Raw genomic sequence first — 21,757 nt, 5'->3', positions numbered from 1 at the left:
CGTCCCAGTATCGGTGCGGATCGCGTGGCCCGCCCGCCGAGAGGTCAGGCCGTCATCGGTATTTGATGAGCAGGGCGACGCCGATGAGGCATACCAGCCAGATGCCGGTGATGAACAGCGTCAACCGGTCCAGGTTCTTTTCCACCACCGTCGACCCGGACAGGCTCGACTGCACACCGCCGCCGAACAGCGTCGACAGGCCGCCGCCCTTGGCACGGTGCAACAGAACCAGCAGCACCATCAGGATGCTGGTGACGACCAGGGTGATCTGCAGGCCCAATTGCATGACGTGCAGTTTACCGGCAGCGGGGTGGCATCACGGCAGCGGCCCACCGGCGGCGATGGCCGCCAGCGTGGCGAACTGCTCGCCGTCCAGCGACGCTCCCCCGACCAGGCCGCCGTCGACATCGTCCTGGGCAACGATGTCGCCGACGTTTTTCGCGTTCACCGAGCCGCCGTAGAGCACCCGGATGGTTTCGGCGATCTCTGGCGAGGCGAGGGACGCCAACTCTTTCCGGATCGCCGCGCACACCTCCTGAGCATCGGACGCACTGGCCACCCGTCCGGTTCCAATCGCCCAGACCGGCTCGTAAGCGATGACGACGTTGCCGATCTGTTCGGCCGACAGCCCCGCCAGCGAGCCACGCAGCTGCTGCTCGCAGTGGCTGACGTGCTCACCCGCCTCCCGGACCTCCAGGTGCTCGCCGATGCAGACGATGGGCGTCAGCTCGTTCTTGAGCGCGGCGGTGGCCTTCGCGGCGACCAGCGCGTCGTCCTCGTTGTGGTAGGTGCGCCGCTCGGAGTGCCCGGTGACGACAAAGCTGCAGCCCAGCTTGGACAGGAAGGCACCGCTGATGTCGCCCGTGTAAGCGCCCGACTCGTGCTGCGAAAGGTCCTGGGCGCCATAGGTCAACCGCAGCTTGTCGCCGTCGACGAGGGTTTGCACGCTGCGCAAGTTGGTGAACGGCGGCAGGACCGTGACGTCGACCTTGTCGTAGTACTTGTCGGGCAGCGCGAACGCGATCTTTTGCACCAGAGCGATCGCCTCGAAGTGGTTGAGGTTCATCTTCCAGTTGCCGGCGATCAGCGGTTTGCGGCTCACGTGTCTCCTACCCCCTCTTTTTGATCAGGCTGCGGCTCACCAAGCACCTCGATGCCGGGCAGCGTTTTGCCCTCAAGGTATTCCAGCGATGCGCCGCCGCCGGTGGAGATGTGCGAGAAGGCGTCCTCCGGGATTTTCAGCGCCCGGACCGCGGCGGCCGAGTCGCCACCACCGACGACGCTGAACGCGCCTTTGCCGGTCGCCGCGACAATCGCCTCGGCGACACCTCGGGTGCCAGCCGCATACGCCGGGAACTCGAATACGCCCATCGGGCCGTTCCAGAAGACCGTCCTGGCGTTGGACAGCAACGTGGCGAACCGCTTAACCGAACCCGGGCCGATGTCCAGACCCATCAGATCGTCCGGAATCGCGTTGGCGGCCACGAACTGTGGCGGCGAATCGGCGGTGAAATTCTCGGTCACCACGATGTCGCCGGGCAGTCGCAACACGTCGGCGTAGGTGTCCAGCAGGTTGCGGCAGGTGTCGACCATGTGGTCTTCCAGCAGCGATTTACCTACCGAAAAGCCCTGCGCGGCCAGGAATGTAAAGCACATGCCGCCGCCGATCACGATGCTGTCGGCTTTGGTTGCCAGCGACTCGATGACGCCGAGCTTGTCGGAGACCTTCGACCCGCCGAGCACCACCGCGTAGGGGCGGTTGGTCGAGCTGGTCAACTGCTCCAGGACCGCTATCTCGTCGGCGACTAGCGTGCCGGCATAGTGCGGTAGCAGTTCAGCGACGTCGTACACCGAGGCTTGCTTGCGGTGCACCACGCCGAAGCCGTCGGAGACGAAAGCGCCTCCCGGCGAGACCAATTCGGCCAGCTGCCGCGCCAGGGCGAGTCGCTCGCCATCGTCCTTGCTGGTCTCGCGCTTGTCGAAGCGGATGTTTTCCAGCAGCAGGATGTCGCCGTCGGTCAGCCCATCTGCCCGGGCCAGCGCGTCGGTGCCGACGACATCGCCGGCCAGCTGCACGTGCCGGCCCAGTTTCTCACCAAGCGCAGCGGCAACCGGCGCCAGCGAGTACTTCGGCTCGGGACCATCCTTGGGACGCCCGAGGTGGGCCGTCACCACCACCTTCGCCCCGGCGTCTAGGAGCGCCTTCAGCGTGGGCACCGACGCGGTGATGCGGCCGGGGTCGGTGATGTTGCCTTCGTCGTCGAGCGGCACGTTCAGGTCGGAGCGCACCAACACGCCGCGACCCGAAACACCCTGCGCCAGAAGCTCTTTAAGGGTATGGACGGCCACGGCTAGAGCGACTTGCCGACCAGCGCGACCAGGTCAATGAGGCGGTTGGAGTAGCCCCATTCGTTGTCGTACCAGGACACCACCTTGGCCTGGTTGTCGATCACCTTGGTCAGGCCGGAGTCGAAGATCGAGCTGTGCGGGTCGGTGACGATGTCGCTGGAGACGATCGGCGCGTCGTAGTACTTCAGGATGCCCTTAAGCCGACCCTCGGCGGCAACCTTGAACGCGGCGTTGATCTCCTCGGCAGTACCCGGCTTGGACAGCTCGACGGTCAGGTCGGTGACCGAGCCGGTTGGGATCGGCACCCGCAGCGCGTAAACGTCGAGCTTGCCCTTCAACTCGGGCATCACCAGGCCGATCGCCTTGGCCGCGCCGGTCGAGGTCGGCACGATGTTAATTGCGGCGGCCCGGGCCCGGCGCAGGTCCTTGTGCGGGCCGTCCTGTAGGTTCTGGTCCTGGGTGTAGGCGTGGATGGTGGTCATCAGGCCCTTGACGATGCCGAACTCGTCCTGCAGCACCTTGGTCACCGGCGCAAGACAATTCGTCGTGCACGATGCATTGGAGATGACGTTCTGGCTGCCGTCGTACTTGTCCTCGTTGACGCCCAGGACGATGGTGATGTCGGGGTCGGTGGCGGGCGCCGAGATGATCACCTTCTTGGCGCCGGCCGCCAGATGACCCTTGGCCTTGGCGGCGTCGTTGAAGTGGCCGGTGGACTCGACGACGACGTCGACGCCGAGGTCACCCCACGGCAACGCCGCCGGGCCTTCCCTGACCTCGAGCGCCTTGATCTTCTTGGTGCCAACGACGATGGTGTCCTCGCCTTCGAGGCTGACGTCGTGGGGCAACCGCCCCAGGATCGAGTCGAATTTGAGCAGGTGTGCCAGCGTGGCGTTGTCGGTGATGTCGTTGACGGCGATCACCTCGATGTCGACGCTGCCCTGCTCCTGTTGAGCCAATAAGGCCCGGTAGAAGTTGCGTCCGATTCGACCGAAGCCGTTGATGCCTACCCGGACCGTCACTGGTCTCTCCCTTGTTCTTTCTGGGGTCGTTGCGTTGGCTGATGAACTGCTCGTCGTCAGCCTAGACGAGTAACAACCGGCCGTCGCCCGGTCATCTCGTCAGTGAGGGATCGTCCGCGATTTTGCCCCGAAAAGGCCTGCTTCGGCGTGGAGGGGGTGGCACTGACGTGGTTGAAGGGCATCGATGGACGTCTGTGACAACCCGCCGATGCCCTTCTAGTTACAGGATATTTGACTAACCACGCTTGCGTGGCCGAATGACCGTACGGTCTCAAATCGATGAACGCGGTCGGAGTCGCCGCCGAACTAGAAATTTTGAATTCAAGTTCGCGGGTAGGGCGACAGCTTTCATCTGTCGGGGACCCCCTGAGCTGGGATTGGCACCGACGGCCGAGACTCTGCACTGGCAGCCCTTACCCGTGCGGTAACCGGGGCATGTCTGCTTTGTATCGGTTCTATAAGCGCCGAACTGTCGCGCGTGCAATAGCAATGACCAGCCATACATTCGACACGACTGCGGTACGGCTATGCGGTTCTGCTGCACCATCCGATCGCGGAAGACTTGATGCTGAAGGAGTCAACGTTGATGAGGGCCTTTGATCGGTTCAACATCAAAGTAGCTGGCATCGCTGGGTTGTGCGGGGCCGCTATAGCGTTGAGCCCAGATGCGGCAGCCGCCCCACCGATAAAAACCGGTGGCGCCTATGCGTGCGTCCAGGGGATGTCGGGCGAGGTTGGAGCGCCGGCAGCCGGAGGACCTGCAGCCGGCGGAGCGCCGGCAGCTGCAGGCGGAGCGGCGGCCGCCGGCGGACCGGCAATCGCCGGCGCACCGGGAGTCGGAGGCCCACCGGCAGCCGCAGGTGGTCCGCCAACCGCCGGAGGACCCCCAACCGCCGGAGGACCCCCAACAGCCGGCGGACCGCCCACGGCGGCGTGCCGGTGCACCACCAGCTCCATCGCCGGCGGACCGCCAACCGCAGGCGGACCGGCAGGCGGAGGCGGACCAGCAGGCGCGGGCGCAGGCGGACCGGCGCGCGCAGGCGGACCGGCAGGCGCAGGCGGACCAGCAGGCGCAGGCGGACCGGTAACCGCCAGCGAGGTATGCACTGCTAGCGCTCCGCTGACTCCCATGGCCGGTGTTCCAGTGATTGCGCCCGGGCCGGCTCCGGTGGTTCCGGTTGGTGCTCCACTGATTGCGCTTGGGCCACCGGTGCCGGCTGGTGCAGCGGTCCCGGTAGGAGCCCCAGTCCCGGTGGCAGCCCCCGTACCGTTGGGAGCCGCAGTCCCGGTCGTAGGCCCCGTCCCCGTTGGAGCCCCAATCCCCGTCGGAGCCCCAGTCCCCGTCGGAGCCCCAATCCCCGTCGGAGCCCCAATCCCCGTCGGAGCCGCGGTACCAGTCGGAGCCCCAGTGCCAGTAGGTGCCCCAGTGCCAGTAGGTGCCCCAGTGCCGGTAGGTGCTCCGGTGCCGGTGGTGCCGGTTGGTACTCCGCTGATCGCACTCGGGCCGGCGGGAGCGCCGGTGCTGGCTGATGCTCCCGTGAATGCCGTGCCGGCCGGTGCTCCGATCATCGACATGTCCGGGACCGCCAAGGATGCGCCGACTAGTCCGGCGCCGGCCGGCGCGCCTGTGCCCGGACAGCCGGTTCCGGCTGGCCCTTCGGGTGCGCACTGAGGCTGAGCCACCTATCAGCCGCCGCGTCGCCTGTCTAGCCACCGCAACGCCGATGCGGCGGCGTGGTAGCCGCACAACCCGTGGATACCCGCGCCCGGCGGCGTGGACTGCGAACACAGGTAGACGCCCGGCACCCCGGTCGCATAAGGGTTGACGGCCACCCGGGGGCGGAAGGGGAACTGTAGCCCGTCGTTGGCTCCTCCGATGATGTCGCCGCCGATGTAGTTGGGGTTGTATGCCTCTAGCTCGGCGGTGCTCTTGCGCACGGTGGCGATGATGCGGTCGCGGAACCCCGGCGCGAACCGCGCTATCTGGTCGACGACGGCGGCGGTGGCGTCGCCGGTGTAGCCGAATGGCACGTGCGCGTAGGCCCATATCGGGTTGATGCTGCCGCGGGAGCGGGAGCGGTCGGCCAGGTATTGCTGCCCGACAAGCACGAATGGCCGTTGCACCATTATCCCTTGTGCGCGTTGACGTTCGGTGTCCGCGGTTTCGGCGAACGTTCCGCCGAGATGGACCGTGCCCGCCCGCCCACAGTCGGGGTTTGTCCACGGAATGTCGCCCTCGATGGCGAAGTCGACCTTGAACGCCGAGGACCCCTCGCGGTAGCGCCGATAGGACCGCTTGATCCGCCCGGGCATGACATCGCCGTAGATGGACAACGCCGCAGCGGGACTCAGGTCGAGCATGACGATGTCGGCGTCCGGGATGTCGCTGCGGCTGATGACGGTGACGCCGGTGGCAATGCTGCCGCCGTGCGCGTTCAGCGCGGCGGCCAGGGCCGCGATGATCGATCCGGATCCGCCCTCGGCAACCGGCCAGCCATTGTGGTGCCCGCCGGCCAAAAACATCAGGCCAAGCGCGGCGGTGAGCGGCCGGTCCAGCCTGGTGAACATGTGCGCGGCCGCGCCGCCGAACACCGCGCGTGCCTGCTGGGTGCGAAACCACCGGGCCATCACGGTGGCCGGCAGCAGGGCGCGCGGGCCGAACGCCGCGAGGCGGATCGGGTGGCGCGGAACATTGATCACCGGACGAAGCAAATCCTGGGAGAGCTGGTCGAATCCGGCCACAAGGTCACCGACGGCCAGCCGCCACCGCCTTCCGTCGGGTCCCATGTGGGCGGCGGTCTCGTCGATCGACCTGTACAGCACGCCGGCGGTCCCGTCGTCGAGTGGATGAGCGCAGTCGATCTCCGGCCACTTCCACACCAGCCCGTAGCGCTGCAAGTCGATTTCTCTCCAGAACGGCGAACCGACGCCCATCGGGTGGGCCGCGGAGCAGTGGTCGTGGATCACTCCGGGCACCGTCAGCTCACCCGAGCGCGCTCCCCCGCCGATCGTGTCGTGCGCCTCCAGCACCTGCACGTCGACACCGTGCCGGGCGAGGTGGATCGCCGCGGCCAGTCCGTTGGGCCCGGCGCCGACGACGACCGCGTTGGTCATGGATTTCGGGGCGTGGCGCGTTGGCTGGTCACGTGGACGGGGAACTCGTCGCCGGGCTCGGGCCATGGCTGCCGGGTGAGCATGTCCGCGACGTCGACGTAGCCTGCCTCGATCAAGCCGGTCTTGGCGTCGAGAATGCGATACCACTGCCGCTGGATATGGATCGGTTGACCTTCGAGGACGATGACGCGCAGGTCGCCGTCCTCGAAGTGGCAGCGCCGTTGCACCGCTTCCAGTAGCTGCTCGTTGTGCAGGTGGCCTTCGCCGAAGTTCCAGCCGACCAGGGGCCCGGCGACGATCTCGCCCTCGCGCACGCTGTAGTCGGCTTCGTTCTGGATCGCGCGGGGCAACAACCCGTTGAGGGCCCTGCCGTGGGTGTGCATCGCGCGGAACGCCGCCACCTTGTCGGACATCACCTCGGCGGTCGCCGCCCCGTAGAGTTTGGCCAGCTGATTGACAACCAGCGCAGAGCTTTTCACGACATTGGCTTCTATTTTATCTTCAGCGCCCGCCCGGAAGCACCACAGGCTGGTGGCCCAGTTGCCGGCGTAGTAGCGCATGGCGGGCAGAAACGAAATCTTTTCCGGGAATAGGTTTCCCAAGATCACGACGGCGACCGCGACGATCACCAGGGCCAGCAGCAGTGGTGACCGAAGATCGGTAGCGCGGATCGCGCCGTAATGCCCGAACAGATAGAACAGCGAGAAGATGAAAAAGACGTTCCACTCCAACGGAACTCCCATCGGGAGGTTGGAAAGGATATTCAGGTGGAAGATCACCATGAACCCGATGAGGAACCACCGCCAGGGTTGATCGCCGGCGACGAAGACCAGAACCGTGGGAACCAGGAATTCCGCCGTGGTGCCGCCGACGTGGGCCATGAGCTTCGGCAATAAGGAGGGGCGCAGGTCGTTCATGTGGTCGAGGTAGAGCATGTGCTTGACCGGGTTGAACAGCCTGCTGCGCAACAGCGCGTTGTTGCTCGTCATCACCGCCACGACGTAGGGGAAATGGTGGTTGAGCTTGGAGGTCGCTGCCCCCCACCAGAGGCACAGCATGATGATCTTGAAGGCCGCGATCTGGTCGGTGAACGGAAAAAAGAACACGAACAGTTTCAGCCAGTAGTGTTCGCCGCGGGCGGCCAGGAAGATGGTCTTGTCGCGCAGACCCAAAAGCGCCAAGGCGACGATCGTCGGGATTACCAGGACGGGGTCGATCAGGCCGACGTCGCCGACGGCGGTGACCGGCCCGGCGTGACCGGGAGACACCAGCGCCCATACCCCGCTGATCAAGACGACGGCATACAGCGCAACATCGATGACGGTGCGGGAATCGCCGCGGGTGAACGGAACCTTGTCCGGCCACGCAGGAAGCCGAATTGTGTTGGGCCGCAACCAGTAAAGGAACCCGCCGATGGGCGGCATGAACCGTCCCGTGAGCGGGCCCGATCCACAGCCGAAGCCGGCAACCTCGAAGAGCAGCGTGAAGAGGATGAACTTCTGGTACACGATCGGTTGCGTCCACCAGTCGGCGATGTGGCTCAGCCCGCCCAAACCTGGCGTGAGCGAGATGATCGCGGCGGGGGCGGCGACGTAGAGGGCAATCTTGACCAGGTACAGCAGATAGACCGCGTACGGTGTCCCGAACCCGTGCTCCGCCCAGTGCCGGGTCACAACTTGCAGTCGGGTTGCCCGGGGCAAGGTGGGCCAGGTGTCGTGGTCGACGTCCGGAAGCTCGGGTGACATGAATCCCATGGCGGCCTCATTCCAGTTGAGAAACCGGTTGGCAGATTAAATGTATCTCGCCCGGTCGGCGTGTTGATCTCACGGACCGGGTCCCGGGAAGCGCGCCAGCGAAAAATGCTGCGGCAGGGCTGGTTCCCTGCTAGAGGACGGGACGCACCCGCCGAGGGACCTGGGGAACCGCGCCCGGTGCCCGGCCGGGGAATCGCTGCTGCAGGTTGTCGATGAGGTCCGCGACGGTTCGACGGTCCTGTTCTTCGATAAGTGTCATCCGCCGATGGCGCCGGACGTCTTCGGTCTTGCCACGGGCTTCAGCGGTCGCGATTGCCTTTTGGTGGTCATCGATCCGCTGCTCAATCCGCTGGCGGCTCTCGGTGAGCAGACGCACAAAGTACTCGGCCTGACGGTCGTCGGCCGTTGCCGGCGCGGCCACGGTCAGCGACGACGTCAGCGAGGAGATCGACTTCCCTTGCGGGACATGGACTGCCCGGGCGCGGGGCGTGCTCGGATGGGGAAAACGGATCTTCCGATCGAACGCACTGTTCGACCTGCGCTCGGCGGCGGCTTGGGCACCTTGCGGCCGTTGGGCGTCAGTCGGCGCGGCTTCCATTTCGTCTCTTTCAGGGGGGTCCGGTGTTCGGCGCGAAGAACGATAGCGCACCCAATCCAGCCCGCGATAAATGCGTCCACGCTGACGTTCAAAAAGGCGGGTCCATCCGCGCTGCGCGCTACCAACCTCGATCATGTTGCCTTGCAGCCAGCAAACACATGTCCGCTCACGCCGGCCGTGCACCCGGGTCAGCACGAGGCATAGCGTAGCCTCACCAATGCTGAAACGCCGGTCTTACAGGGCCATTGCCGTCCATGCGTATTTGCTCGAAAAACTAGTCCCCGGTAGCCGGGCCCGATTATCATCAGCGACCATGAAACGCAGTGTGAACGTGGCCTTCGCAAGGTTTACCGCAACGTTCACCGCCATGTCCACCGCAGCGGCTCTGGTTGCGGGGGTCGCACACGCGGACCCGGTCGTCCCGGAACCCGGCGTCGCGTGCGGCGGGTCGGCCGGGGTGATGGACGGCGTGCAAACGTTTTCACCGCACCATGAAGTCCTGGAGTGCGTCAAAGGTGTCCCGGTGTTCGTGTGGCAACACCTCGACGACATTCAACGGCCCGCAGTCGCCTGGTTTACCTATGGGCCGGCTGCGACGTTGACCAGGAGTGACGTCGTCGAGGGCACCAGGTGGACGGGCTTCGAACGAGGCGCCAATTGCACCGAGGAACAAACACATATCGCCGGAGGGGCGCCGGCGACACAGGCGGCAACTGGCGGCGGCACATTGGACTTCACCGTGGTCCCCGACATGGCCACCCTGACGCTGCACGGCGTGTGCATCTGGCGCGAGGACGAGTCCTAACCGGCGGTCCTGGCCCGCTCGCTACCATCGAGACACGTCCACGCGGCACTGCAGCCGCCGGGAAGCCGTTAGGGAGCCTCAGGTGAACGAAGTGACCGACAGCGACAGCCCGGACACCCCAGACAGTGACGACAGCGACGATTTAGCCAAATTCGACCCCGGCCTGACCCAGCGCATGATCGCCGTGATGCGTCCGGTCTTGAAGACGTATTTCCGGTCCGAGGTGCGCGGCCTGGATTGCTTCCCGCCCGGCGGCGCCCTGGTGGTCGGCAACCACTCGGGCGGCATGTTCCCCATGGATGTCCCGATCTTCAGCGTCGACTTCTACGACAAGTTCGGCTACGACCGGCCCGTCTACACGCTGAGCCACGACATCCTCTTCATGGGCCCCACGGGGCCGTTCTTCAGGCGTACCGGCTACATCCGGGCCAACCGCGAGAACGCGGCCAAAGCTTTGCGCTCCGGCGGCGTGGTGGTCGTCTTTCCCGGCGGCGACTACGACGCGTATCGGCCAACGTTCTCGGAGAACGTCATCGACTTCAACGGGCGCAAGGGGTACGTCAGCACCGCGATCGAAGCCGGTGTGCCCATCGTGCCCGCGGTGTCCATCGGCGGGCAGGAAACCCAGCTCTACCTGTCCCGTGGCACGTGGCTGGCGCAGCGGCTGGGACTGAAACGCTTGCTGCGCAGCGACATTCTGCCGCTGTCGTTCGGCTTCCCGTTCGGGTTCAGCGCCGCGGTTCCGCCCAATCTGCCGCTGCCCACCAAGATCGTGACGCAGGTCCTGGAACCGATCGACATCACCGCGCAATTCGGCGAGGAGCCCGACATCGACGAGGTCGACGAGCACGTCCGGTCGGTGATGCAGCAGGGTCTCAAAGAGCTTGCCGGCAAGCGCCGTTTCCCGATACTGGGCTGAACCATGACATCTCAGACATCTCAGACATCTCGGGCATCTCGTATCGAGCAGGCACTCGGCATCATCACGACCCTGAGGCGCGCCGGCATGATCGCGCCGATGCGCCCCGCCCGGTACCTGAAGATGGCGGCCGCGATGCGTCGCGAAGGCATGGGCATGACTGTAGGTTTCGCCAGTGCGGCGCAGCGCTGCCCGGACCGGCCCGCCCTGGTCGACGAGCTGGGCACGCTGACCTGGCGCCAGCTCGACGAGCGGGTCAACGCGCTGGCCGCGGCGCTGCAACGGGGTCTTCCCGGCCCACCGGCCGGAATGCCGAAGGTCATCGGGGTGATGTGCCGCAATCACTGCGGTTTCGTCGAGGCGGTGGTGGCGTCCAGCCGGATCGGCTCCGACGTCGTGCTGCTCAACACGTCGTTCGCCGGCCCGGCGATGGCCGACGTGGTCAACCGCGAGGGCGTCGAGGCCGTCATCTACGACGAGGAGTTCACCGCGACGGTGGACCGCGCGCTGGCCGACAAGCCCGACGCCACCCGCATCCTGGCCTGGACCGACGCGGACCACGAGCTGAACGCTAAAAAACTCGAGAAACTCATCGCCAACCACACCGGCCAACGGCCCGAGCGCACCGGCCGCAAAGGCAGGATGATCCTGCTCACCTCCGGCACCACCGGATCGCCCAAGGGCGCCAAGCAATCTGGCGGCGGCGCCGGCATCGGCACGCTCAAGGCGATCCTGGATCGCACGCCGTGGCGGGCCGAGGAGACCATCGTGATCGTCGCGCCGATGTTCCACGCGTGGGGCTTTTCGCAGTTGATCTTCGCTGCGTCGATGGCCTGCACGGTGGTCACGCGGCGCAAATTCGACCCGGAGGCCACGCTGGATCTCATCGACCGCCACCAGGCGACGGGTCTTGCCGTGGTCCCGGTGATGTTCGACCGCATCATGGATTTGCCCGCCGAGGTCCGAAAACGCTACAGCGGGCGCTCGCTGCGCTTCGCGGCCGCGTCCGGTTCGCGGATGCGGCCCGACGTTGTCACCGCGTTCATGGACCAGTTCGGCGACGTGATCTACAACAACTACAACGCCACCGAGGCGGGCATGATCGCCACCGCCACACCGCAGGACCTGCGCGCAGCCCCCGACACCGCGGGCCGGGCCGCCGGCGGAACCGAAATCCGCATCCTGGACCCCGAATTCAACGAGGTGCCCGCCGGCGAGGTCGGAAGCATCTACGTCCGCAACGACACCCAGTTCGACGGTTACACCTCGGGTGCCACGAAGGATTTCCACGCCGGCTTCATGTCCTCCGGCGACGTCGGCTACCTCGACGAGGCCGGGCGGCTGTTCGTGGTCGGCCGCGACGACGAGATGATCGTCTCGGGCGGTGAGAACGTTTACCCGATCGAGGTGGAGAAGACGCTGGCGGCGTACCCCGAGGTGGCCGAAGCCGCGGTGATCGGCGTGGACGACGAGCAGTACGGCCAGCGGCTGGCGGCGTTCGTCGTGCTCGAGCCCGGCGGGTCGGCCACACCCGATGCCCTCAAGCAGCACGTCCGGGACAACCTGGCCAACTACAAGGTGCCCCGCGAACTGTCCGTGCTCGACGAGCTGCCCCGCGGCAGTACCGGCAAGGTACTGCGCAACGAACTCAAGGCCAGGGTCGCCGGCTGATGCGTCTGCAACGATTGCGGCGGCGTGTGTTTACTAAAAGGCCGCTGACGCGCGCCGCCGTGGAGTTCCTCAACGCCACCAACGGATTACACCCGCTCACCCGTAACCCCTACGCGTCGGTGCTGGTGTTCTGGTTTGGTTGGCCGACGTCAGAGGTGCCGGGCCTGTACGCCACCGCCTCCGCGCTGGACGCCCTGCGCCGCGGCCGGCGCGGCGATTTCGCCGGCGCGAAAGGCAAAGCTGCGCTTGCGCTTACTGTGGCATCCTGGGCGATCCTGGGAGCGGTCCGCTACCGCGGTGCCACCACCGCCGGTCCGGTACTGGAAGCGGGGCTGACCGAACAACTCGGCCCGGATTACACCGAGGAACTGAAGGCGCTGCCGACGGAGTCCACCCGCTCAGGGGCAAGGGGGAGACGCAACCTGCCGTTGCGCACCACGGTGTCCCGGCGGCGCTTCGTCGACAAGCAGAACATCATGTCCTACGGTCCGCACGGGCGGGCGAACCTCGCCGATATCTGGCGCCGCCGCGATCTGCCGCGTGACGGCAAGGCGCCGGTGCTGTTGCAGGTTCCCGGCGGCGCATGGATGATCGGCTGGCGCCGCCCCCAGGCGTATCCCTTGATGAGCCACCTGGTTTCGCGCGGTTGGGTGTGCGTGTCGATGAACTACCGCGTTGCCCCACTGCACACCTGGCCCGACCATATCGTCGACGTCAAACGAGCGCTGGCGTGGGTCAAGGAGAACATCGCGGCCTATGGCGGGGATCCGAACTTCGTCGCAATCAGCGGTGGATCCGCCGGCGGCCATCTGTCCGCGCTGGCTGCCCTGACTCCCAACGACCCCAAATTCCAGCCCGGCTTCGAGGAAGCCGACACGTCGGTGGTGGCAGCCGTCCCCTACTACGGTCGCTACGACTGGTACTCCACCGAGCACCCAGGGCGCGCCGAGTTCGTCGAGGTGCTCGAAAGGCTGGTGGTCAAGCGGAAACTCAGCACGCACCGGCATATCTATCTCGACGCCTCACCGCTGCGGTACGTACGGGCAGACGCACCACCGTTTTTTGTTCTGCACGGAACCGACGACTCGCTGATCCCGGTCGTCGAGGCACGGGAATTCGTCGAAGAACTGCGGGGCGTGTCAAAGTCTCCGGTCGCCTACGCCGAGCTGCCTTACGCCCAACACGCGTTCGACATCTTCGGTTCCCCGCGGGCGCATCAAGCCGCCGACGCGGTCGCCCGTTTTTTGTCCTGGGTATACGTCATGAACCCGCCGGCTCCCTGAGTCCCGCGGCGATCTCGAGTTCGGTCAGCGCCGGTTCCATGGCGCGCGCCATCTCATCGATGTCATTGGCGACTTCGGGTGTGGTGACAAAACCGAAGTCCAAGTACTTCTCATAGGAGAAGCATGTGATGTTCAGGGCGATGTCCATGACGGGCGGTCCGAGCGGCACCAGCGACTCCAGTTTGGCGCCGGCCATATACAGCGGCATCGGCGGACCGGGGACATTGGACACGACCAGGTTGACCGGGGCCAGGTTGCGCGACAGGCCCGAGGCCGTGTATGCCCGAGCGGCCAGCTGCAGCAGCCCGGGCGGCGTGGTCTCGGTGAGGCCCATGATCTGATGCGCCGAGAGCGCCTTGGCCATTCCCTTGGCGCTCTGTGTGCTTTCGTGGATGGCCTTGAGCCGCTCGGCGGGGTCTTCGATGTCGGTGGCCAGGGACGCGGTCATGGAGCTGATTTGATTGCCGACGTCGCTCTGGCTTTCGCCGGTGCGGGTCGACACCGGGATCTGCGCAATGAGCGGTTTGGCCGGCAGCTCATCGCGCTTTACCAAGTAGTCACGGGCGGCGCCGGCCACCAGCGCCAGCACCACATCGTTCAGCTTGACGCCGAAGGCATCCTTGACGGCCTTGGCCCGGTCCAGTTCGACGCGGCAGCCGGTGATCCGGCGGTGCGGCGACACCGGCGCGTTGAACCTCGTCTTGGGCGCTTCGAAGTAGCCCGGCGGCTTACTGCTGACGCCCAGAGCCGCGATCTGTTGACGCACCGTCTGTTCCAGCAACCGCGTGATGCGGAACGGGGTCTTGACCGCCACATTGACGAGGGCACCCAGCGCGCGCCGTTCCAGACTCGGCAGCTGGAATCCCACCAGCGATCCCACCGTCTGCTCCTGCGGCGGACGCGGTTCGGGTGTGACGTCCAACATGATTTCGCCCAGCCCGGCACCCGAAACCCCGTCGACGATGGCGTGGTGCATCTTGGTCAGCGTCGCGATCCGGTTGCCCTTGACGCCCTCGATCACCCACAGCTCCCAGAGCGGTCGGCAGCGGTCCAGTTTGTAGGACATCAGCCGGCCCACCAGTTCGTCGACCTCGCGCCGCCCGCCCGGCGCGGGGACACCGATGCGCCGGATGTGGAAGTCGATGTCGAGCTCTTCGTCCTCCACGAACCAGGGCCGATCCATCCCGAGCGGGGCGCCGGTGACGCGCCACCGCAGCTGCGGCAACTCCGGCAACCGCTCGATCAGGATTTGACGAAGTCGCTGGAAGCTGTAGTCGGGGGCGTCGGTGAGATCGCAGATCCCCAGCGCGCCCACATGCATGTGCCAGCCCGCGGTTTCCGCAGACCAGAACGCCGCATCGACGCTTGAAAGCCGCTTCATGCGAGAACCGTAGCCCCTTCCCCCCTTGTGCACGCCGTATTTCGGCGCGTAGAACCTACCCCGCTATTCCCCGCTATGCCCTGCTCAGGCGTCCTCCAGCAGGTCCGGCGTGACCGCCGACTCGGTGTCGGGGATGCCCTCGACCTTCGCCTTACGGTCAGCCATGGACAGCAATCGCCGAATACGGCCTGCCACAGCATCTTTCGTCATCGGAGGGTCGGCCAGCCGGCCCAGCTCCTCCAGCGAGGCCTGCCGGTGCTCGACGCGTAGTTTGCCGGCCGAGGCCAGATGTTCGGGCACGGTATCGCCGAGGATCTCCAGCGCCCGCTCCACCCTGGCGGCCGCCGCGACCGCGGCCCGTGCCGAGCGGCGCAGATTGGCGTCGTCGAAATTGGCGAGCCGGTTGGCCGTCGCCCGCACCTCGCGACGCAACCGGCGCTCCTCCCAGACGAGCCTGGCGTCCTGGGCACCCATCCGGGTCAGCAGTGCGCCGATCGCCTCGCCGTCGCGCACCACCACCCGATCGGCACCGCGTACCTCGCGAGCCTTCGCGCTGACCCCGAGCCGGCGCGCCGCACCCACCAGTGCCAGCGCGGCCTCCGGGCCGGGGCAGCTGACCTCCAACGCCGACGACCGTCCCGGCTCGGTCAGCGACCCGTGCGCCAAAAAGGCTCCCCGCCACGCGGCTTCGGCGTCGCCGATGCTGCCCCCGACGACCTGGGCGGGCAGACCGCGCACCGGACGGCCGCGCATGTCCAGCAGCCCGGTCTGGCGGGCCAGCGCCTCGCCGTCGTTGGCGACCCGCAGAACGTACCGAGTGCTCTTGCGAATCCCGCTGGCCGACAACACATGCACAACGGCGTTGTAGCCGTACAGCTCGAAGATGTCTTTGCGCAGCCGCCGCGCGATGTTACCCAGATCCACCTCGGCTTCGACGACCACGCGTCCGCTCACGATGTGTAATCCGCCGGCGAACCTGAGCAGGGATGTGACTTCCGCACGACGAGCGCTGACCGATTTCACCACTAAGCGACTCAACTCGTCCTTGACTTCTGTCGTCATCGCCACGCGTCGTCACCCCTTGGTTCGTCGATCCGAATCTCTTCGGTGGCCGTCACGGTAGATGCCGAGGAGCCCTCATGGCCCACCCGCACCCCGTCCAGGGCGGCCGCCAGCTTGCCCGGGTCATGTAAAGGTGTACCAGGTCTGGCCACGTCGGCGAAGTGGACCTCGGCCTGTAGCAGCGTTGCGGTGCGCCGCAGTTGCTCGCGCTCTCGGTCACTGGGGACTCGCTCGGCATCGATGATGATGTCGTGGACGGTGAACCCGGGTGCGTGCTGGAGTAAAACGTGCAGATGGCGCTCCACCGAGAAACCGGCCGTCTCCCCCGGCTCGGCGACCAGGTTGAGTACCAGCGCCCGGCGGGCCGTGGTGGCCCGCAGTGCTGCGGCAAGCCCCGGCACCAGCACGTGCGGGATCACGCTGGTGAACCACGAGCCCGGGCCCAGGACCACCAAGTCGGCGGCCATGATGGCGTCGACGGCCTGGCGGGTCGCCGGCGGGTCGGGAGGCAGCAGCCGCACCCGCCGCACCTTGCCAGGTGTGGTCGCGATCGCCACCTGACCGCGGATCAGCCGGAACATCCGCGGGTCGGTTTCCAGCCCGGAGACGTCGGCCTCGATCTGCAGCGCGATCGGGCACATGGGCAACACCCTGCCCTTGACGCCCAGGATTCGTCCGAGCTCGTCGAGGGCGGCGACCGGATCGGCCAGCACCTCGGACAGGCCGGCCAGCATCAGGTTGCCGATCGGGTGCCCGGCCAGGGCGCCACTGCCGCCGAACCGGTGCTGCAAGATGGTGGCCCAGAGTCGTCCATGCGGGCTGTCGGATGCCAACGCCGCCAAGGCCATTCGCAAATCGCCCGGCGGCACCACGTCGAGTTCGTTGCGCAGCCGGCCGGAGGAGCCGCCGTCATCGGCCACGGTGACCACGGCGGTGACGTGGGGAGTGAGCCGGCGGGCCGCCGACAGCGTGGCGTACAAGCCGTGGCCGCCGCCCAGGGCGACGATGCTTTGCGTCATTGGCGGGCTCGTTGGCTCGCTCATTCGCGACCCAGATCCCGATGCAGCACCCGCACCGACAGTCGAGGGTTGGACCCCAGCAGCTGCACCAATGCTTCGGCGATCGCGACGCTGCGGTGCTTGCCGCCGGTGCAGCCGATGGCGACCGTCATGTATCGCTTCCCCTCCCGGCGATAGCCCTCGACAACCAGGGATAGCAATCGATGGTATGTCTCGAGAAACTCCGCCGCGCCGTTCTGGCCCAGCACGTAGTCACGCACCGCCGGATGCTGGCCGGTCAGTTCGCGTAGCTCATCGACCCAGTGCGGGTTGGGCAGGAACCGCACATCCATGACCATGTCCGCGTCCATCGGCAGGCCGTACTTGAAGCCGAACGACTCGACGGTGACGCTGGTGGTCGCGCCGCCGTCGCCGCCGAACGCACGCTCGATGCTTTCCCGCAGGCCGCGCACCGACAGCGTCGACGTGTCGATGATGAGGTCCGCCGTGGCGCGAACCGGAGCCAGCATCCTGCGCTCGGCGGCTATGCCCTCGGCCAGGGTCTGCTCGCCCTGCAGCGGATGGCTACGGCGATTCTGTTCATAGCGGCGCACCAACATGTCGTCGGATGCCTCCATGAACACCACGCGGGGGGTGATGTTGCGGGTGGCCAATTCGTTGCGCACGGAGTCCAGGTCGCCGGTGAATCCGCGCGATCGCACATCCATGACCACCGCCAACTGGGTGATGCGAGATCCGGCGGCCAGCCCGAAATCCACCATCCGGGTGATCAGCTGCGGCGGCAGGTTGTCGGCCACGTACCAGCCGAGGTCCTCGAGCACTTTGGCCGCCGTGCCGCGCCCGGCCCCGGACAACCCGGTCACGAGGACGACATCAATGTCGGCTGCAGCCTCGCTCGTCATGCCTGAGCTCCGTTGGCGTCCGTTCGCAGCGCCTCGAGGACGGCATTGGCCGTCGCCACTCCGATACCCGGGACGGCGGTGATCTGGTCGACGGTGGCCTCCTTGAGGCGGGCTATCGATCCGAAATGGGTGACCAGCGCCTTGCGGCGATGCTCGCCCAGTCCCGGCACCGAGTCCAGCGCCGAGGCCGTCATTCGCTTGGATCGCTTGCTGCGATGGTAGGCGATGGCGAATCGGTGCGCCTCGTCACGCACCCGCTGCAGCAGATAGAGTCCCTCGCTGTTGCGCGGCATGATGATCGGGTCCGGCTCCGAGGGCACCCACACCTCTTCCAGCCGCTTGGCCAGGCCGATCACCGCGACGTCGGCGATGCCGAGTTCGTCAAGCACGGCGCTGGCCGCATTGACTTGGGGCGCACCGCCGTCGACGACATACAGATTCGGCGGGTAGGCGAACCGACGTGATTTTCCTTCCGGGGAAAGCAGATTCGGATCGTTCTGGTCACTCAGGTGCCGCAGGAACCGGCGACGCGTCACCTCGGCAATGGAGGCGACGTCGTCGGACCGGCCCTGCCCGGAGGCTTCCTTGACCCCGAAGTGGCGGTAGTCGGATTTGCGCGGCAGCCCGTCCTCGAACACCACCAGCGAGCCCACCACGTCGGTGCCCTGCACGTGGCTGACGTCAACGCACTCGATCCGCAGGGGCGCGTCGGCGAGACCCAGCGCGTCCTGAATGCTCTGCAGCGCAGCTGATCTGGCGTTGAAATCACCGGCGCGCTTCAGCTTGTGTTGCTGCAGCGCCTCTTTCGCATTGCGCTGCACGGTTTCGGCCAGCGCCCGCTTATCACCGCGGCGCGGCACCCGCAACGTGACCCGGGAGCCGCGCAGACCGGACAACCAACTGGCCAGCTGTTCAGCGTTGGACGGCAGACACGGCACCAACACCTCGCGGGGAACCGGGTTCGTCGATTCGTCGGCGGCTTGGCCAGCTGACAAGTCCAGCTCCGCCTGGTCGCCGTAGAACTGCGTCAGGAACTGCTCGACCAACCGCTCCTCACCGGAATCACCAGGGTCCCCGGTCTTTTCGACGATCCAGCCACGCTGACCGCGCACCCGGCCGCCGCGGACATGGAACACTTGCACGGCCGCCTCGAGTTCGTCGTCGGCGAACGCCACCACGTCGGCGTCGGTACCGTCGCCGAGCACAACAGCCTGTTTCTCCATCGCCCGCTTCAGCGCGGCCAGGTCGTCACGAAGGCGCGCGGCCCGCTCGAAATCCAACTCCTCGGCCGCGGCGTTCATCTGCTGTTCCAGCTCGCGCGCGAACCGGTCGGTTTTGCCAGACAGGAAGTCACAGAAGTCCGTGACGATTTGGCGGTGCTGCTCGGCATTGACCCGGCCGACACACGGCGCCGAGCATTTGTCGATGTAGCCGAGCAGGCAGGGACGGTCGATTTGCTTGTGCCGCTTGAATACTCCGGCCGAACAGGTCCGGGCCGGAAACACCCGGGTGAGCAGATCCAGCGTTTCCCGGATGGCCCACGCGTGCGAGTACGGCCCGAAGTAGCGCACACCTTTGCGCCGCGGGCCGCGGTAGACCATCAGCCGGGGAAACTCCTCGTTGAGGGTGACCGCCAGCACCGGGTAAGACTTGTCGTCGCGGTAACGGATGTTGAAGCGCGGATCGAACTCCTTGATCCAGTTGTATTCCAGCTGCAACGCCTCGACTTCGGTGTTGACCACCGTCCATTCGACCTTGGCCGCGGTGGTGACCATCTGTCGGGTTCGGGGTTGCAGGTTCGCGATATCGGCGAAGTATGACGTCAGCCGGCTGCGCAGGCTCTTGGCCTTGCCGACGTAGATGACGCGCCCGTACGAATCCCGGAATCGGTAGACGCCCGGCTCGACCGGGATGGACCCGGGCGCGGGGCGATACGTCGCGGGATCTGGCACGTATCCAGGCTAGTAGCCGCTAAAACGGTGGCGGCTCGCCGGGATCGGGGTGGCGCCGGGTCGGCGTGCGCGGCTTGCGCGGTGAGCCGGGTTTGACGGTTGTGTCGACGTTCGGCGCTGATGCGGCTGGCGCGGTTTTGGGCGCGGGTGCGGGTGGGCATCATCGCCTCGCGGTTGGCGCAGCGAGTGTCGGTCGCGGGCTCCACTGCCGGCAAGGGGCCGGTGGGCGCGCACAGGCTCGGGAACAGCAATGCACTACGGGGTGTGGTCACGTAGGTATGGCCGTCCAGAAATGTCGGCGTGGCGCTACCATTAAGGTATGACCAGAACAGCGATTTACACCCGCATCTCCCAAGACGCCACCGGACAGCGGGCCGGTGTGACCCGGCAGTTAGAGGACTGCACAGCATTGGCCGATCGGCTCGGCTTCGATATCGTCGACACCTTCGACGACAACGACCTGTCGGCGTACTCGGGCAAGACCCGGCCAGGTTTCGAGGCGATGCTCGACGGGCTGAAGCGCGGCGAGTTCGACGCGATCATCTGTTGGCACCCGGACCGGCTCTACCGCAGTTTGAAGGACTTGGAGCGGTTGATTGATGTCGCCGACGCCACCGGCGCGCAGATTCGCACCGTCAACGGCGGGGACCTGGACTTAGGCAACAGCACCGGCAAGATGTTGGCGCGGATTCTCGGCTCGGTGAGCCGTCAGGAGTCGGAGCACAAGGGGGAGCGTCAGCGCCGCGCCAACCAACAGCACCGCGACGCCGGGCGGTGGTCGACGGCGCGGCAACGCGCGTTCGGGTACAGCAAGACCGGGGGGCCGTTGGAGCCGGAAGCGTCGATGCTGAAGAAAGCCGCGACGGATGTACTGGACGGCATCTCGTTGCGGTCCATCGCGACGGACTGGAACCGGCGCGGTGTCACCACCGCCCGGGGCGGGCAGTGGACGAACCTGTCACTGCGCCGCTGCTTGATGAACCCCGTCTACGCCGCGCTGATGACCTACAAGCGCCAGGTCGTGGGTGAGGGCGATTGGGAGCCGCTGTGGGACGCAGACACCCACAAGGGGCTGGTGGCGTACTTGAGCGACCCGTCACGGCGCACCAGCAATGCGTTCGAGCGCAAGCACATGGGCTCCGGGGTGTATCGGTGCGGCCGGTGCGGCGGCACGCTGGTCGCCGCATTCACCCACGGCCCCGACAAGATGCTCTACATCTGCCGCACAACACATCTGGGCAGGATGGGCAAGCCGATCGACGAGCTTGTCGAAACAGCGGTGTTGGAGATTTTGGGCGAAACCGACATCCGCTCGCGGCTGTCCCCGGGACCCGGTGTCGACCTGGACGCTCTGCACGCCCGCCGCGCGGCGTTGCAATCCCGGCTGGATGAGCTCGCCGGCATGTTCGCCGAGGGCGCTATTGACGCGTCCCAATTGCGAAGGGGCACAAATGATTTGCGGCCGCAGTTGGCCGGGGTGGACAAGGTGCTCGCCGATGCGGCGCGCACATCTCCAGCCCTGCGTCTCCTCAATGACGCGGACGGCGACCCCGACAAGCTGATCGAGTATTGGTCGAAGTCCTCGGCTGACATCAAGGGCAAGATCATCGCGGAGCTGATGAGCGTCACCGTGAACCCGTCATCCGCCCGTGGGCCCAAGGGCTTCGACCGCACGTTGATCGACCTCAATCCGAAGGTGTGACCGCGACACGCCCGACCACTAAACCGATTTCGAGTTAATTTCGGCTAACCGGCTGGGCTGAAAGCACAGCTCAGGGTATCCCGTGACGTCACTTTGACGTCAAATCTGTTGTGGGACAAGGCAAAACCACACTTCGCTGTGGTCTTAACGTTATTCTGTATGGCAAGAAGTACCTTATCGGTGGCGCAGGCGGTCGAGATTCTGCGCGCTCAAACGTGCACCAA

At 66.2% G+C, this 21,757-nt stretch carries 19 protein-coding genes; 7 read left to right on the top strand and 12 right to left on the bottom strand.

Annotated features, from left to right (window positions below):
* Nucleotides 1-52: 52 nt before the first annotated feature.
* From secG to gap, 4 genes are read right to left on the bottom strand one after another with little or no spacing between them, the layout of a single operon-like run.
* Nucleotides 53-286, bottom strand: a complete 234-nt coding sequence (gene secG, locus ACLP9N_RS30705) for a preprotein translocase subunit SecG (protein WP_442410907.1) — start codon at nt 284-286, stop codon at nt 53-55.
* A gap of 30 nt (nt 287-316) precedes the next feature.
* Complete coding sequence (gene tpiA / locus ACLP9N_RS30700) at nt 317-1,102, bottom strand: triose-phosphate isomerase (protein ID WP_442410906.1); 786 nt, start codon at nt 1,100-1,102, stop codon at nt 317-319.
* On the bottom strand, nt 1,099-2,349 hold the full coding sequence (locus ACLP9N_RS30695) for a phosphoglycerate kinase (RefSeq protein WP_442410905.1): 1,251 nt from the start codon (nt 2,347-2,349) through the stop codon (nt 1,099-1,101). The genes tpiA and ACLP9N_RS30695 overlap by 4 nt, the downstream gene beginning before the upstream one ends.
* 2 nt (nt 2,350-2,351) lie before the next feature.
* Nucleotides 2,352-3,371, bottom strand: coding sequence for a type I glyceraldehyde-3-phosphate dehydrogenase (gene gap, locus ACLP9N_RS30690; protein WP_442410904.1), 1,020 nt, complete (start codon nt 3,369-3,371; stop codon nt 2,352-2,354).
* A 1,129-nt stretch (nt 3,372-4,500) separates the two neighbouring features.
* On the opposite strand from gap, the gene ACLP9N_RS30685 reads away from it, so the two are divergent.
* Nucleotides 4,501-5,043, top strand: coding sequence for a hypothetical protein (locus tag ACLP9N_RS30685; protein WP_442410903.1), 543 nt, complete (start codon nt 4,501-4,503; stop codon nt 5,041-5,043).
* Nucleotides 5,044-5,057: 14 nt separating this feature from the next.
* On the opposite strand, the gene ACLP9N_RS30680 is transcribed toward ACLP9N_RS30685, so the two are convergent.
* The 3 genes from ACLP9N_RS30680 to ACLP9N_RS30670 form a co-directional block, all read right to left on the bottom strand.
* Nucleotides 5,058-6,485: a phytoene desaturase family protein gene (locus ACLP9N_RS30680; protein WP_442410902.1), complete on the bottom strand. Its 1,428-nt coding sequence runs from the start codon at nt 6,483-6,485 to the stop codon at nt 5,058-5,060.
* Nucleotides 6,482-8,239, bottom strand: a complete 1,758-nt coding sequence (locus ACLP9N_RS30675; RefSeq protein WP_442410901.1) for a DUF3556 domain-containing protein — start codon at nt 8,237-8,239, stop codon at nt 6,482-6,484. Before ACLP9N_RS30675 ends, ACLP9N_RS30680 begins: the two co-directional genes overlap by 4 nt.
* Before the next feature lie 130 nt (nt 8,240-8,369).
* The gene (locus tag ACLP9N_RS30670; protein WP_442410900.1) at nt 8,370-8,837 is read right to left on the bottom strand and encodes a hypothetical protein; all 468 of its coding nucleotides are present in this window, start codon (nt 8,835-8,837) and stop codon (nt 8,370-8,372) included.
* A 313-nt stretch (nt 8,838-9,150) separates the two neighbouring features.
* Here ACLP9N_RS30670 and ACLP9N_RS30665 point away from each other — a divergent pair, with 313 nt between their 5' ends.
* The 4 genes from ACLP9N_RS30665 to ACLP9N_RS30650 all read left to right on the top strand — a co-directional run bounded on the left by ACLP9N_RS30665 (nt 9,151) and on the right by ACLP9N_RS30650 (nt 13,515).
* Nucleotides 9,151-9,642 (top strand): hypothetical protein, encoded by a 492-nt coding sequence (locus ACLP9N_RS30665; protein WP_442410899.1) that lies wholly within the window; start codon nt 9,151-9,153, stop codon nt 9,640-9,642.
* A 91-nt stretch (nt 9,643-9,733) separates the two neighbouring features.
* Complete coding sequence (locus ACLP9N_RS30660) at nt 9,734-10,561, top strand: lysophospholipid acyltransferase family protein (protein WP_442410925.1); 828 nt, start codon at nt 9,734-9,736, stop codon at nt 10,559-10,561.
* 3 nt (nt 10,562-10,564) lie between these two features.
* Entirely contained in the window at nt 10,565-12,232 is a 1,668-nt protein-coding gene (gene fadD12 / locus ACLP9N_RS30655; RefSeq protein ID WP_442410898.1) for an acyl-CoA ligase FadD12, read from the top strand.
* On the top strand, nt 12,232-13,515 hold the full coding sequence (locus ACLP9N_RS30650; protein ID WP_442410897.1) for an alpha/beta hydrolase: 1,284 nt from the start codon (nt 12,232-12,234) through the stop codon (nt 13,513-13,515). Before fadD12 ends, ACLP9N_RS30650 begins: the two co-directional genes overlap by 1 nt.
* Here the strand turns inward: ACLP9N_RS30650 and ACLP9N_RS30645 are convergent.
* From ACLP9N_RS30645 to uvrC, 5 genes are all read right to left on the bottom strand, one after another.
* Nucleotides 13,493-14,896: a WS/DGAT/MGAT family O-acyltransferase gene (locus tag ACLP9N_RS30645; protein WP_442410896.1), complete on the bottom strand. Its 1,404-nt coding sequence runs from the start codon at nt 14,894-14,896 to the stop codon at nt 13,493-13,495. The genes ACLP9N_RS30650 and ACLP9N_RS30645 overlap by 23 nt on opposite strands.
* A gap of 84 nt (nt 14,897-14,980) precedes the next feature.
* The gene (gene whiA, locus ACLP9N_RS30640; protein WP_442410924.1) at nt 14,981-15,958 is read right to left on the bottom strand and encodes a DNA-binding protein WhiA; all 978 of its coding nucleotides are present in this window, start codon (nt 15,956-15,958) and stop codon (nt 14,981-14,983) included.
* Complete coding sequence (gene yvcK / locus ACLP9N_RS30635) at nt 15,955-16,977, bottom strand: uridine diphosphate-N-acetylglucosamine-binding protein YvcK (protein ID WP_442410895.1); 1,023 nt, start codon at nt 16,975-16,977, stop codon at nt 15,955-15,957. The genes whiA and yvcK overlap by 4 nt, the downstream gene beginning before the upstream one ends.
* A gap of 20 nt (nt 16,978-16,997) precedes the next feature.
* The gene (gene rapZ / locus ACLP9N_RS30630) at nt 16,998-17,879 is read right to left on the bottom strand and encodes an RNase adapter RapZ (protein ID WP_442410894.1); all 882 of its coding nucleotides are present in this window, start codon (nt 17,877-17,879) and stop codon (nt 16,998-17,000) included.
* Nucleotides 17,876-19,831, bottom strand: a complete 1,956-nt coding sequence (uvrC, locus tag ACLP9N_RS30625; protein ID WP_442410893.1) for an excinuclease ABC subunit UvrC — start codon at nt 19,829-19,831, stop codon at nt 17,876-17,878. Before uvrC ends, rapZ begins: the two co-directional genes overlap by 4 nt.
* 120 nt (nt 19,832-19,951) lie before the next feature.
* On the opposite strand from uvrC, the gene ACLP9N_RS30620 reads away from it, so the two are divergent.
* Both ACLP9N_RS30620 and ACLP9N_RS30615 read left to right on the top strand, forming a co-directional pair.
* Nucleotides 19,952-20,107: a hypothetical protein gene (locus ACLP9N_RS30620; protein WP_442410892.1), complete on the top strand. Its 156-nt coding sequence runs from the start codon at nt 19,952-19,954 to the stop codon at nt 20,105-20,107.
* Nucleotides 20,108-20,150: 43 nt separating this feature from the next.
* Nucleotides 20,151-21,533 carry a recombinase family protein gene (locus ACLP9N_RS30615; protein WP_442410891.1) on the top strand — a complete coding sequence of 461 codons (1,383 nt, stop codon included), beginning with the start codon at nt 20,151-20,153 and terminating at the stop codon, nt 21,531-21,533.
* Nucleotides 21,534-21,757: the final 224 nt, after the last annotated feature.

The organism is Mycobacterium sp. (genome assembly GCF_052144515.1).
Taxonomy (GTDB): Bacteria; Actinomycetota; Actinomycetes; order Mycobacteriales; family Mycobacteriaceae; genus Mycobacterium.
This window is presented reverse-complemented; position numbering and strand designations above follow the sequence as displayed.

Coding starts and splice junctions, on each gene's coding strand:
- secG (WP_442410907.1), bottom strand. CDS start 286: ATGCAATTGGGCCTGCAGATCACCCTGGTCGTCACCAGCATCCTGATG.
- ACLP9N_RS30685 (WP_442410903.1), top strand. CDS start 4,501: ATGGCCGGTGTTCCAGTGATTGCGCCCGGGCCGGCTCCGGTGGTTCCG.
- ACLP9N_RS30680 (WP_442410902.1), bottom strand. CDS start 6,485: ATGACCAACGCGGTCGTCGTCGGCGCCGGGCCCAACGGACTGGCCGCG.
- ACLP9N_RS30675 (WP_442410901.1), bottom strand. CDS start 8,239: ATGGGATTCATGTCACCCGAGCTTCCGGACGTCGACCACGACACCTGG.
- ACLP9N_RS30670 (WP_442410900.1), bottom strand. CDS start 8,837: ATGGAAGCCGCGCCGACTGACGCCCAACGGCCGCAAGGTGCCCAAGCC.
- ACLP9N_RS30665 (WP_442410899.1), top strand. CDS start 9,151: ATGAAACGCAGTGTGAACGTGGCCTTCGCAAGGTTTACCGCAACGTTC.
- fadD12 (WP_442410898.1), top strand. CDS start 10,565: ATGACATCTCAGACATCTCAGACATCTCGGGCATCTCGTATCGAGCAG.
- ACLP9N_RS30650 (WP_442410897.1), top strand. CDS start 12,232: ATGCGTCTGCAACGATTGCGGCGGCGTGTGTTTACTAAAAGGCCGCTG.
- ACLP9N_RS30645 (WP_442410896.1), bottom strand. CDS start 14,896: ATGAAGCGGCTTTCAAGCGTCGATGCGGCGTTCTGGTCTGCGGAAACC.
- whiA (WP_442410924.1), bottom strand. CDS start 15,958: ATGACGACAGAAGTCAAGGACGAGTTGAGTCGCTTAGTGGTGAAATCG.
- yvcK (WP_442410895.1), bottom strand. CDS start 16,977: ATGACGCAAAGCATCGTCGCCCTGGGCGGCGGCCACGGCTTGTACGCC.
- rapZ (WP_442410894.1), bottom strand. CDS start 17,879: ATGACGAGCGAGGCTGCAGCCGACATTGATGTCGTCCTCGTGACCGGG.
- ACLP9N_RS30620 (WP_442410892.1), top strand. CDS start 19,952: ATGCGGCTGGCGCGGTTTTGGGCGCGGGTGCGGGTGGGCATCATCGCC.
- ACLP9N_RS30615 (WP_442410891.1), top strand. CDS start 20,151: ATGACCAGAACAGCGATTTACACCCGCATCTCCCAAGACGCCACCGGA.